The sequence below is a fragment of the Bradyrhizobium sp. genome, assembly GCF_035570375.1.
Lineage (GTDB): Bacteria > Pseudomonadota > Alphaproteobacteria > Rhizobiales > Xanthobacteraceae > Bradyrhizobium.
Genome location: NZ_DATMLW010000218.1, coordinates 15,613 through 27,386 on the forward strand (window position 1 = coordinate 15,613; position 11,774 = coordinate 27,386).

Consider the following 11,774-nt stretch of genomic DNA (forward strand, 5'->3'; position numbering starts at 1 on the left):
ATGCCGGGCCCACTGGAAGCGCGGCGAAACGACAAGTATCTCAGACCAGCTTGGCGTCGAGCGTGATCTTGGTGTTGAAGAGCTTCGACACCGGACATCCGGCCTTCGCCATGCCCGCAAGCTCCTGAAGCTTTGCGTTGTCTGCGCCGGGGACCTTGGCATTCAGCGTCAGATGCACCGAGGTGATGGAAAACCCATCGCCGACCTTTTCGAGCGCGACATCAGCCTTCGTTTCCATCTGCTCGGCGGTGAGCTTGGCTTCACCAAGGATCAGCGACAGCGCCATGGTGAAGCAGGCGGCATGCGCCGCTCCCAGCAATTCTTCCGGGTTCGAGCCGGGCTTGCCCTCGAAACGGCTGGCGAAGCCGTAGGGGTAATCCTTCAGCGCGCCGCTCTTGGTCGATATCGCGCCTTTGCCGTCCTTGATGCCGCCTTGCCATTTGGCCGATCCGGATGTCGTCGTCATGCGAGGCTCCACAGGTTGGGGTGAACGAGAGCCTGTAAGCGATCAAGGCTGCGGAATATGTCAACTCACGAGGGCGACATGAAACCCGCGCGCGCAACCCCAAGATACCGTCGAGTGTTACGCGCCGACCAATGTTTTGGCTGGCAATCCCGCTTGCACCACGAGGCCGCGGGCGCGCGCGTCCATCACGCCGACGGCGCGCAGTGCCAACAGCGTCACCGTTTGAACGGCGTCGCGCAGTTTCGCCGGATCGTCCAGATGCCCGGGCGCCAACGGTCCGACCAGGGCTTCGTGCAGCGCGCCCAGCAAGGCGGTCGCGGCGAGCTGGGTGTCCTGCGCGGGCAGATGGCCGGCGCGCACGGCGGCTTCGATCCGACTTGCGATTTCGCCTGATATTTCGCGGCGGCTCGCGAGCCTCGAGGCGGTGACGTCGACGTCGACGGGCTCTGCGAGAATGCCCCAGGCGAGTTTGCGCTGGGACAGCACATGCACCGCGACGGTGGTGACGGCCGCAGCCAGAGCCGAAGACGGCCCGGGCGCTGAGTCTGCGGCGCGCCGGATCGCGCCCAGTTCGTCGCGCGAGACATCTGCGATCAATTCCGAAATCAGATCGGCCTTCGAGGGGAAATAGCGATAGACGGTTCCGGCAGCGACATTGGCGCGTACTGCGATCGGAGCGATCTGCACCGCGGCCATGCCGCCCTCGGCGGCTGCGTTCCGAGCGGCATTGAGGATTGCACTGCGGCGCGCCGCGAGGCGTTTGACGACTTGATGGGTCCGCCGGTAGACCATGGCGCGTTTTCGTCTCCCTTGCGCGCCTGAGCCCTTCTGGGCTCCATCGGGGGCGCGCGTTCATTTTTTTGGCGATTCGCAGTCGATCGCTGCAAGAACTGAACAACAATTCAGACCTGCTGACAAGCTCGCAAAGCGAATGATTTTCCGCCGCTATTGGGCGCCGGCAGCTACCGGTGATTGCATGCGCCCGCCGCGCCACCACGCGCGCAGACGGCTTTCGAACAAGGATGTCACGACCAGCGTTGCGGCAAAGCCGGTCAAGCCGTTGCGCTTGAGCGCGACAGCGACGGCGCTTTGAGGCTGCGCATCAGCGCCGTGTACAACAGCGCGCCCAGCGTAGCGCCGATCAGCCATCCCCAATCGCCGACATGGATGATGACGCCATAGGCGCCCAGCAGCGACAGGCCGATCGAGATCGAGCCGGCGATCGCGAGCGCGATCAGCGCCCTTCTGTTCCAGCCGCCCTGGAAATGCAGCGAACCGTCCTTCGACATGGTGTAGAGGTCTTCGAGGACAACATGCTGGCGTTTCACCAGGTAATAATCGGCGATCATAATGCCGAACATCGGCCCCAGCGCTGCCCCGAACACCCCGACAAAGATCGTGATTGCCTGCGGGCTCGAGACGAAGATCCAAGGGCACACCAGCACCGACAGGATAGAGGTGATCAAGCCGCCGCGGCGGAAGTCGATCTTTTCCGGATAGAGGTTGGAAATGTCGTAGGCGGGCGAGACGAAGTTGGCGACGATGTTGATGCCCATGGTGGCGACAATGAAGGTCACGGCGCCGAGCGCCACCACCCAGGGGTTGCCGATGCGTTCGACGATGCTGACGGGGTCCATGATCGCTTCCCCAAACACCTTCACGGTGCCGGCCGTGACGATGACGGTGATGATCGCGAAGACGATGAAATTCACCGGCAGCCCGAGGAAATTTCCGACCTTCATCGCCCGCTCATTTTCCGCAAAGCGCGCGAAGTCACCGAAATTGAGAAGGAGCGCAGCGAAATAGGCCACGATCAGCATCGCCGCATTCGCCATTTGACCGATCGCCGAGCCTTCGCCGCCCGGCCCCAATTGCAGCGACAGGCTCGACAGGCCGGTTTGCGCCAATATCCAGATCGCCAGCGCAAACATTACGAGGTAGACGGCCGGCCCGCAGAAATCGATGAACTTGCGGATCGTCTCCATGCCGTTGAGAAAGATCAGAAGCTGGAACAGCCACATGAAGAGGAAGGAAAACCATCCGAGCGCACTGAGACCGAGAAAGCTCGAATGCGTCAGCGCCTCGGCGGCAGGATAAAACGTCAGCACCAATACCTGCACCGCCTTCGACGCAAAAAAGGTCTGCACGCCGTACCAGACGATGCCGACAATACCGCGCAGGCTCGCGGCGAGATTGGCGCCCATCACGCCGAACGACATCCGCGCCACGACGGGGAACGGCGTGCCGTATTTCAGCGACGGGCCGCCGATCAAGTTCATCAAGAAGTAGACCGCGGTGATGCCGATCGCCATCGCCAGCAGCACTTCCCATCCCGTCAATCCAAGAAAGAACAGGCTCGCCGCGAAGGTGTAGCCGCCGACCGAGTGCACATCCGACATCCACATCGCGAAGATGTCGAAGACCCCCCACGTCCGCCCCGCAGGCGCCACCGGTGCCAGATCATGGTTGTAGAGCTTCGGGTCGGCGCCGGGAATGGCGAGGACGGGCGAGACGTTCGCGTGGCCTGACATCGGCTGCTCCTGTGCTATCAAGCGGGAGACTGGCAGATTATTTCAACCAAGTCCCGCCCCAAGAGCGCAAGTGCCGGTCGGTATAAAACAGTCATTGGGGGACGCCTCGAAGATGCGGACCCGGAATCTCGAGATTCTCTGATGTGCAAGTGCACATCAAAGTTCGATGCTTTTTATCGCCCCGGAATGGCGGGGGTCTGCTTCGAACGATCAGTCCGGCTGGGTGCGCTTCCTATCGCTGCTCTTTCGGAATGACGAATTTCAATCCGGACCAGATAGCGTCGATCGAACAGACCTTGATATCGACGAGGCCAAGGGGAAGCGCGGTATCGCGCACCACTACGTCCGTCAGGTCGGTCGCGAGCCTTGCGGATTTTTCGGCCACGACACCCAGATCGCGCGATCGGGCGCGACCACCACGCGGTAGCCGCGCAGCTTGCTGGCGAGCCCAGCCGCTTCGGTGGCGAACACATGCACCATGTGAAGGGGCGGCTTCGGCCTGGTGATCATCTTCACGCCGGCCGGCAGTGGACCAACAAGATTGCCATTCGCAGAAGGCGCGCCGCCGACCAAAATGCAAAAGCCCGGCTAGTGGAGTGGATTTGACATTCGCACCCCACTTGGCCGCGAGTTCGCTAGCGAATGTCAAATCCCTGACTCCACTAGAAACATATATTTTCTAGTGGTCCTTTGATTCTAACATTCGCAAAAGCGCCTGCCGAGAAGGGATGCGAATGTTAGAATCGGACCACTAGTGCCGAGCTTCTGCGCAACTGACTTGCCGGAGTAACCAGCCATCGATGTCCGACAGGCGGTTACGCCTGCGGCTGCGGCTCCAGACCGGGATCCGGATCGGGGCGCGGGCGCGGCTTGCCGGCCGGCGGCACCGCCGAGGTACGCGGGGTGGTCGGCTCCAGCACCGACTCGCGGTTCGGCTTCTTGCCCTTGAGCAGCTCCAGAATTTCGTCGCCGGTCAGGGTTTCGTATTCCAGCAGGCCCTTGGCCAGAGTCTCGAGATCGGCGCGCTTGTCCGTCAGAATCTTGGTCGCCTGCCTGTAGCCTTCCTCAACCAGACGGCGGATCTCGCTGTCGATTTTCTGCACGGTCGCCTCGGACGCATTCTGCGTGCGCGACACCGACATCCCTAAGAAAACCTCGTCCTGGTTCTCGCCATAGGACACGGTGCCGAGTTCTTCGGAGAGGCCCCAGCGCGTCACCATCATGCGCGCCAGCCGCGTCGCCTGCTCGATGTCGGAAGCCGCACCCGAGGTGACCTTTTCGCGGCCGAACACCAGTTCTTCGGCGACGCGCCCGCCCATCATGATGGCCAGGCGTGAGGTCATCTGCTCCAGCGACATCGACAGCTTGTCGCGTTCGGGCAGCTGCATCACCATGCCGAGCGCGCGGCCGCGCGGAATGATGGTCGCCTTGTGGATCGGATCGGTCGCGATCACGTTGAGGCCGACGATGGCGTGGCCGCCCTCGTGATAAGCGGTCAACAGTTTCTCTTCCTCGGTCATCACCAGCGACTTGCGCTCGGCGCCCATCATGACCTTGTCCTTGGCCTCTTCGAACTCGGCCTGCGTCACCATGCGCTTGTTGCGCCGTGCTGCGGTAAGCGCCGCCTCGTTGACGAGGTTCATCAGGTCGGCGCCGGAAAATCCGGGCGTGCCGCGCGCTATCGTCTTGAGGTTGATATCGGGCGCGAGCGGAACTTTGCGAACGTGAACTTTCAGGATCTGCTCGCGGCCGACGACATCCGGGTTCGGCACCACGACCTGGCGATCGAAACGGCCGGGGCGCAGCAGCGCCGGGTCGAGCACGTCCGGCCGGTTGGTCGCCGCGATCAGGATCACGCCTTCGTTGGCCTCAAAACCGTCCATCTCGACCAGCAACTGGTTGAGCGTCTGCTCGCGCTCGTCGTTGCCGCCGCCAAGACCGGCGCCGCGATGCCGGCCGACAGCGTCGATTTCGTCGATGAAGATGATGCAGGGCGCGTTCTTCTTGGCCTGTTCGAACATGTCGCGGACACGGCTGGCGCCGACGCCGACGAACATCTCGACAAAGTCCGAGCCCGAGATCGTGAAGAACGGAACGTTGGCTTCGCCGGCCACGGCGCGCGCGATCAGCGTCTTGCCGGTTCCGGGAGGACCGACCAGCAGCACGCCGCGCGGAATCCGCCCGCCGAGCCGCTGATATTTTCCGGGGTCGCGCAGAAATTCGACGATCTCCTGCAAGTCCTGCTTGGCCTCGTCGACGCCGGCGACATCCTCGAAGGTCACGCGGCCGTGCGCTTCCGTCAGCATCTTGGCGCGTGACTTGCCAAAACCCATCGCCTTGCCGGCACCGCCCTGCATCTGGCGCGACAGGAAGATCCACACTCCGATAAGGGCGATGAACGGCAGCCACGAAACCAAAAGCGACACGAACCATGGCACGTTGTCGCCCGGCGGCTTCGCGGTGATCGAGACCTTGCCGTTATAGAGGCGCGAGACCAGCGTCGGGTCGTTCGGCGCATAGGTCTGGAAGCTCGAGCCGTTGGTGAAGGTGCCGTGAATCTCCGGGCCCTGGATGACGACGTCGCGCACGTGATTCTGGTCGACCTCGGTCAACAGCTGCGAGAACGAGATGTCCTGAGAGGAAGCGCGCTGACCAGGATTCTGGAAGAGCGTGAACAATGCCAATAGCAGCAGAACAATGATGACCCAGAGGGCGAAGTTGCGCAGATTGGCGTTCATTGATCTTCCTTCGTGGTCGCGCGGATCGCGGCCCTATTCCTTTGGGGGTAGGCGCGAGGGAATCCCTCATCCGACTGCGTTAAACAATCTAGGTGCCGAGGCGGTTGCTGCCAAGGGAACCACATAGGACTATTTAGCCTATCTTAGCGCCATTCCGGTTCAAATCGTGGCGCAGAAATCGGTGTCTTTCGGGGTGGTTAAGGCCCCAAAAACGCGCTTTGGAGCGGATGCTGCCTGCCTCAACCGGGTCGGCGGCGACGGGGCGACGCCGGTACGACGCTGATGCGATCATCGGCGAGACTGATCAGCGCACCCGCCAGGGTCTGTTTCAGCCGAGGGCGTCGCTTGGCCCCGCTTTTGGCCATGGCCTCGTCCAGAGCCGACAACAGGACTTCGACCTTGCCCAGTTCGGCCGGCCCCTCATGACCAAACCGGTTGATGGCGCGCAGCAACAGCCGAAGCCGGATTTCATCGCTCATCGCGGCAAAGGCCCTAGCATCGAAGCTTTTGGCCGCAACGACATCAGCGTCGCTCGGCGCCGCGGTCATTCGATCCCTGAGCGTCAGATATCGCTCGGCGCCGTCGACAAGGAGTTCGATCGCCGTATTGGCCCGCGCCAGTCGCGAGGCCAGCCGCGCCAGATTGCGCGCATCACCGCCCTCCGCGGCCAACGCCGGCATCAACGCGCGAAGACGGGGCCGGGTAAAGCTCACGTCGCGGTTGGTCGGATCATCGGCAAAGCCGAGCTTTGCCTTGCGAAGCGTTGCGATCAGCTGCGATTTCGGAACGTCCAGAAGCGGGCGGGCCAAGCGCACGCCCTCGCGCTCGCTCTCCCGCGCCATCGCCGAAAGACCGGCTATCCCGCTGCCGCGAACAAGGCGCATCAGAAGCGTTTCCGCCTGATCGTCACGCGTATGGGCGGTGAGGATATGCGTGGCGCCGCTCTCGCGCGCGGCTTTGACCAGCAGGCGGTAACGCGCGCTGCGCGCCGCAGCGGGCAAGCCGGATTTTGGTTTCGCACCGGTCCAGCGCATGGTGCGATGGGTGAGACCGAGCGAACGCGCCAGGCGCTTGACCTCGCGTGCCTCGCGCGCCGCCTCCCGGCGCAAGCCGTGATCAATCGTGACGGCGAGAAGCCGCGGCCCTCGGGTCAGGGCATGGCGCCAGCGCGCGGCAAGCCACATCAGCGCGAGCGAATCGGGGCCGCCGGAAACAGCCAGGACGATCGCGGGGAGGCCTTTGAAACCGGCGAACAGATCTTTCGCATGCTGTGCCGAGATCGGAGAGTTGTCGTCAGGCATGGTGGCGCCGGCTGATGTCGAAGCCCGTCCATGAAGTCTAGCAACAGAACGACACGGATGCTCAATGCCGACGGTTATCCCGCCCGACAAAAAATCGGCTGGTCCGGGAAATGTGCCTATGAAATCAATCGTGCAGGCGGGTAGCGAATGTCAAATTCGCTCCACCCACTAGTGTGGCGGATTCCTATCAGTCTCACCGGGAGTGCGTCATAGGAACGTCTAATCCAAAGCCACACCAGACTCATAGGGTTGCCAGTGTCCCTTCGGTTCCGACGTTCGTAGAAGTGCGTGCGGCAAAGTCATACGAACGTCGGAACCGGGACACTAGCACCGCTCGCGCTTCTGCTCGCGGTCGACCGCCTGCTTGATGCCCGAGGAGGCGCGAGGATATTTCCGCCCCACTTCGCCAAAGGCGGCGCAGGCGGCCTCTTTCTCCTTCAACGCTGCGAGCGACTGGCCGAGCCGCAGCAAGGCGTCCGGGGCTTTTGCCGAGCGATCAAACTTGGTGGTCACGCCGAGGAAGGATTCGGCCGCATCACGATACAGCTGGCGCTGGAAGAAACTTTCGCCAAGCCAGAATTGCGCCTCTGCGATCAGCGGATCGCTCGGATATCTCTTGACGAAGCTGCGCATCGTTTCCTCGGCAAGCGCATAGTCCTTGCGCTGCATGTAGCCGACGCCGAGGTCGAACTCGTCCCGTGGCGTTGCCGAGGGCGGCAGCGTGGTGAGCGCTCCGGTCGCATTGGCATTGCGCTGCGGCGGCAGGACGCCGGCGGAATTGCTTGCTGCTGCAGCGGTATTGGCAAGGTCGAGCGGCTCGCCCGGGCCGCGCCCGCCGGGCGCACCGATCGGCGCCTCGGTCGGCATGGGGAGCTGTCCTCCGCCGAGCGCACGCGGCGCGCCGGGAGCGTTCGGATTCTGGCTGGGATCGAAGGCATCGCCGCGGCGGCGGCCGCCGGGTGCTGCCGGAGGCTCCTGGACGATCGGCGCGGGAGAGCCGACCTGCGGCTCAAAACCTGCTTGCGGCTGTGGCGACCGGACCGAAGGCCCGGGCTGCGCCGGGGGCAAGGCGGCCATATTGGGCTGAACCGGGACGGGCTGGCCCGCGGGTAGCCCCTGGGCACCCTGCAGCGTCCGCAGACGCTCTTCAAGCTGCCGGTTGCGGAACTGCAGTTCCTCGTTCTGCCCGGTCAGTTGCCGGATCTGATTTTCCAGCTGAATCCGGACCTCCGGGTCGACATCGTCGGATTGCGCCAGCGCCTGCGGGCACCAAGCGAGCATAGCGGACAAGGCGGCAGCGCGCGCAACGTTATGAAATCTGAATGACATTCTGGCCTGACGTACGGAATCGACGTGAGCTCAAGGCGGATCACTATTGAGACACCGAGTACGCCAAAAATGTGACTGAGACAAAGGCATAAAGGCACTGCCCTGCGGCTGGTGTCAGCAAAGCTTGCAACAAACCGGCGCCAAGGAGGGCGCCGGCAACAAGGTTCGTCGAAACGGGACGCGCTGCTTACGAACTCGCGTTCAGCACCGTGACCGCACGGCGGTTCTGCGACCAGCAGGAGATGTCATTGCAGACCGCGACCGGGCGCTCCTTGCCGTACGAGATCGTGCGCATACGGGAGGGATCGATCCCGCGCGAGGTGAGGAAGGCGCGGACCGATTGGGCACGCCGCGCGCCGAGCGCGATGTTGTATTCGCGCGTTCCCCGCTCGTCGGCATGGCCTTCGATGGTGAAGGTATAGCGGTTGTAGGTCTGCAGCCACTGCGCCTGCCTCTCGAGCGTCGCAATCGCCTGCGGCGACAATTCGGTCTGATCACTGTCGAAAAATACGCGATCGCCAACATTGACCACGAAATCCTGCTGGCTGCCGGGCGTCGCGGCGCTGGCCATCGCGCCATCGGCAAGCGGGTTCTTTGCACAGGCGCCCATCGACAGCGCCACCGCGAGCACGGCGGCCAGCTTCAATCCCCGGAGGACGCGCATATGATCTTTCATCGTGGAGTCTCCACGCTTACGTTTTCGACTGCTATCCGGTCTACAGGGCGATGGTTAAGCGAACGTTTGGTCAACCTTGATGGGATGTTGCCAAATCCGATCAAATGCCCCCGGTCGGCGAAAAGCAACCGCGATAGTTAATGGGTTGTAAATGTGGCACGAGGGTGAAGGCAAGCCCAGGACAGCAATCATATCCACGGTTTCCGAGAGGTGTTGGACGCCGCCGAGGGCATCCGATTTCGCCATAAACTTCAATTAGTTGTAGCATGACGAAAGGGCTGCGCGCCGAGCGGGCAGGGAACAAATTCCACCCGGAAGAACGGCGGACCGAATGTTTCGAAAAAAGATCCATGCAGGCAGCGCACACGCATGGGTGGCGCCAACCTTCTGCCGCGCGGCCGCCCTGATTTGCCCACGCCGGCGTGCGACAGCTGACCCCTTCCCGAAACGATCGAGTGAACGAATGCCACGGGCCAAAGCGCGAGCAGCGACCATTCTTGCCGAATTCGAAAAAGCGGAAACCGAGCTTGTCGGCAAAGCCGTCGCTCTTACCGATGGCAAGGCGGGAACCGTGGAAAACGTCTGGCTTGACGAATTCCACGGTCTGCGCATTGCGATCAGGGGCCACGAAGGCAAGTGGCCGGTCTCGACCATCAAGATGGCCGAGCAATGATCGTTGCTGCGGCCGGAACAGGCAAATCCGGGAAAGAGCCGAGGCTAGTGTTCCGGTTCCGAGGTTCGCATGACCTTGCCGCACGCACTATTACGAGCGTCGGAACCAAGCAACTCTCTGGTTTAGTGTGGCTCTGGATTTGATTCCGCCACACACTAGCCAGCCCCGGTTGAAGGCGAGGTCGCCCGTCCCTCCTCGCTCGAGACGGGCAGCACGACGGAAGCGCGTTCGATCGGGAACGCCGGCAGGTTGACCACCGGGGACAGGCGGTGGCTGTCGCGTTCGAACAGCATGCGGCGCTCGAAATAGCTCGAACGCAGGAACGGGTACCGGGCGAACACCTTCTCGCGCATGGCGGGGAAGTCGATCGCCATCAGACAGATCGGCTTGGTCAGGGTCGGGTAAGCGCGCGCCGGCGAGATCGTATGCAGGAAGACGCGCTTGTAGAACGCCTGATGTTCGGTTCGAACCGAAGCCAGGCCCATGTCGGCGCGGAAGTATTCGCAGGCCACATAAGCGAGCCGCAGCGTCATGTAGGGCAATTCCGGAATGCGCTTGGCCCGCGCCGGATCGGCGACGAAACGCGTGGGGTCAACCATGACCTTCCCCTTCGCAAGCTCCGGACCCAGGATTTCCGGAAAGACGCTCATCGACGGCGTATCAGGCCATTCCGGCGAGGCGACGCTGATGCGCAGCGAACTTGAAAGCACGCCGTCAAAATAGACGCCGAAGATCCAGGAATTTGGCAGGTCGTCGAAACGATCGCTGACCTTGCGTTCGCGATTGGGTTCGATCGCACCTTCGTTGAAATAGGCGCGATAGCGAAGACGATAGATCTCGTCCCTCTCCTCCTCGGTTTCCGCGAGGCGGTAATCGACTTGATCAAGTAGTTCGATTTTACGCTCTGGAGGCCGGCTTCTTAACTCTGGAATCGAACTCACTTGCCCCCCACGCACCCAACTTAGCCCCACACAATCGGAAGGTTAATGGTTTCCTACCGCAACTGCAAAACAATCGAGGCGTTAGGGTTAATCGCAGCAAGTAAACAAGATTTGTTTTTTGGGCGGGGAATAAATCAGCATGAGGGGGGACGAGGCCGCTCGGGCCAGAATGATTTTCAGGCGATGGACCGGCTGGACGCCGGCTGGTCCTCGTCGGTCCGGCGACCGTGCGAGGCGTTCAGGAGCTGGCGGATTCGCATGGCCGGAACCGGGCGGCTGAACAGGTATCCTTGCGCTTCGGTCACGGTGCCGTCGGCGTTGACCAGCTCCAGCTGCTCATTGGTCTCGATGCCTTCGACCACCACCGACATGCCAAGATCGGCACTGAGCCGCGCCACGCCGCGCAACAGGCGCAGCGGACGATCGGTGTCGATTCCTTCCAGGAACGAGCGATCGATCTTCACCTTCTGCAGCGGGAAATTATGCAGATAGCTGAGGCTCGAATAGCCGGTGCCGAAGTCGTCCAGCGATATTCGCACGCCGATCTCGCGCAGTTGAGACAGCACGTCGTGGGTCAACTGCGTATTGCGCAACAGCGACGATTCGGTGATCTCGATTTCAAGGCGAGTGGCAGGCAGCCCGGAGACTTCGAGCGCGTAGCGAACCTCGCTCAGCACGTCACGCTGATGGAACTGCTGCGGCGAGAAGTTGACCGCGACGCTGACGCCGTCGGGCCATTTCATGCACTCCATGCAGGCCTTGCGCAGGATCCAGCGGCCGAGGTCGACGATAAGCCCCATGTCTTCGGCGACCGGGATGATATCGACCGGCGACACCGTGCCGCGCACCGGGTGATTCCAGCGCAGCAGCGCCTCGCATGTCGATATCCGGCCGGACCTGAGATTGACGAGTGGCTGATAGAACAGCTCGAATTCCTCGTTCGACAGCGCCTTGCGCAAGTCGAGTTCCAGAATGCGGCGTGCCTCGACGGTCTGCGCCATCTCGTCGCGGAAGAAGCAGAAGGTTCCGCGGCCGTCCGCCTTGGCGCGATAGAGCGCCATGTCGGCGTTCTTCAGCAATGTGTCGGCGCTGATGTCCGGCGACGTCATCGCGATGCCG

At 62.4% G+C, this 11,774-nt stretch carries 12 protein-coding genes; 1 reads left to right on the forward strand and 11 read right to left on the reverse strand.

Annotated elements, in window-relative coordinates; genetic code table 11:
- Nucleotides 1-40: 40 nt before the first annotated feature.
- The 9 genes from VNX23_RS23945 to pal form a co-directional block, all read right to left on the reverse strand.
- Nucleotides 41-466, reverse strand: coding sequence for an OsmC family protein (locus VNX23_RS23945; protein ID WP_325634049.1), 426 nt, complete (start codon nt 464-466; stop codon nt 41-43).
- Nucleotides 467-583: 117 nt separating this feature from the next.
- Nucleotides 584-1,258 carry a helix-turn-helix domain-containing protein gene (locus tag VNX23_RS23950; protein WP_325634050.1) on the reverse strand — a complete coding sequence of 225 codons (675 nt, stop codon included), beginning with the start codon at nt 1,256-1,258 and terminating at the stop codon, nt 584-586.
- A gap of 260 nt (nt 1,259-1,518) precedes the next feature.
- Complete coding sequence (locus VNX23_RS23955; RefSeq protein ID WP_325634051.1) at nt 1,519-2,997, reverse strand: NCS1 family nucleobase:cation symporter-1; 1,479 nt, start codon at nt 2,995-2,997, stop codon at nt 1,519-1,521.
- A gap of 232 nt (nt 2,998-3,229) precedes the next feature.
- A complete protein-coding gene (locus tag VNX23_RS23960) occupies nt 3,230-3,382 on the reverse strand; it encodes a hypothetical protein (RefSeq protein ID WP_414643066.1) in 153 nt (50 codons plus the stop codon).
- Entirely contained in the window at nt 3,346-3,507 is a 162-nt protein-coding gene (locus VNX23_RS31125) for a hypothetical protein (protein WP_414643067.1), read from the reverse strand. The genes VNX23_RS23960 and VNX23_RS31125 overlap by 37 nt, the downstream gene beginning before the upstream one ends.
- A 305-nt stretch (nt 3,508-3,812) precedes the next feature.
- Nucleotides 3,813-5,735, reverse strand: coding sequence for an ATP-dependent zinc metalloprotease FtsH (ftsH, locus tag VNX23_RS23965; RefSeq protein ID WP_325634052.1), 1,923 nt, complete (start codon nt 5,733-5,735; stop codon nt 3,813-3,815).
- Between the two features lie 239 nt (nt 5,736-5,974).
- Nucleotides 5,975-7,036, reverse strand: coding sequence for a tRNA lysidine(34) synthetase TilS (gene tilS, locus VNX23_RS23970; RefSeq protein ID WP_325634053.1), 1,062 nt, complete (start codon nt 7,034-7,036; stop codon nt 5,975-5,977).
- Between the two features lie 324 nt (nt 7,037-7,360).
- Nucleotides 7,361-8,365, reverse strand: a complete 1,005-nt coding sequence (gene ybgF, locus VNX23_RS23975) for a tol-pal system protein YbgF (protein ID WP_325634054.1) — start codon at nt 8,363-8,365, stop codon at nt 7,361-7,363.
- A 187-nt stretch (nt 8,366-8,552) separates the two neighbouring features.
- Nucleotides 8,553-9,041, reverse strand: coding sequence for a peptidoglycan-associated lipoprotein Pal (gene pal / locus VNX23_RS23980; RefSeq protein ID WP_325634055.1), 489 nt, complete (start codon nt 9,039-9,041; stop codon nt 8,553-8,555).
- A 463-nt stretch (nt 9,042-9,504) separates the two neighbouring features.
- On the opposite strand from pal, the gene VNX23_RS23985 reads away from it, so the two are divergent.
- The gene (locus VNX23_RS23985) at nt 9,505-9,714 is read left to right on the forward strand and encodes a PRC-barrel domain containing protein (protein ID WP_325634056.1); all 210 of its coding nucleotides are present in this window, start codon (nt 9,505-9,507) and stop codon (nt 9,712-9,714) included.
- 155 nt (nt 9,715-9,869) lie between these two features.
- Here the strand turns inward: VNX23_RS23985 and VNX23_RS23990 are convergent, their stop codons facing one another.
- Nucleotides 9,870-10,655: an N-acyl amino acid synthase FeeM domain-containing protein gene (locus VNX23_RS23990; RefSeq protein WP_325634057.1), complete on the reverse strand. Its 786-nt coding sequence runs from the start codon at nt 10,653-10,655 to the stop codon at nt 9,870-9,872.
- A 176-nt stretch (nt 10,656-10,831) separates the two neighbouring features.
- The coding region (locus VNX23_RS23995; protein WP_325634058.1) for a GGDEF domain-containing phosphodiesterase at nt 10,832-11,774 on the reverse strand (943 nt) is incomplete at its 5' end.

Excerpts from the sequence above, each read along its gene's own strand:
- VNX23_RS23945 (WP_325634049.1), bottom strand. The coding sequence starts at position 466 with ATGACGACGACATCCGGATCGGCCAAATGGCAAGGCGGCATCAAGGAC.
- VNX23_RS23950 (WP_325634050.1), bottom strand. The coding sequence starts at position 1,258 with ATGGTCTACCGGCGGACCCATCAAGTCGTCAAACGCCTCGCGGCGCGC.
- VNX23_RS23955 (WP_325634051.1), bottom strand. The coding sequence starts at position 2,997 with ATGTCAGGCCACGCGAACGTCTCGCCCGTCCTCGCCATTCCCGGCGCC.
- VNX23_RS31125 (WP_414643067.1), bottom strand. The coding sequence starts at position 3,507 with ATGATCACCAGGCCGAAGCCGCCCCTTCACATGGTGCATGTGTTCGCC.
- ftsH (WP_325634052.1), bottom strand. The coding sequence starts at position 5,735 with ATGAACGCCAATCTGCGCAACTTCGCCCTCTGGGTCATCATTGTTCTG.
- tilS (WP_325634053.1), bottom strand. The coding sequence starts at position 7,036 with ATGCCTGACGACAACTCTCCGATCTCGGCACAGCATGCGAAAGATCTG.
- ybgF (WP_325634054.1), bottom strand. The coding sequence starts at position 8,365 with ATGTCATTCAGATTTCATAACGTTGCGCGCGCTGCCGCCTTGTCCGCT.
- pal (WP_325634055.1), bottom strand. The coding sequence starts at position 9,041 with ATGAAAGATCATATGCGCGTCCTCCGGGGATTGAAGCTGGCCGCCGTG.
- VNX23_RS23985 (WP_325634056.1), top strand. The coding sequence starts at position 9,505 with ATGCCACGGGCCAAAGCGCGAGCAGCGACCATTCTTGCCGAATTCGAA.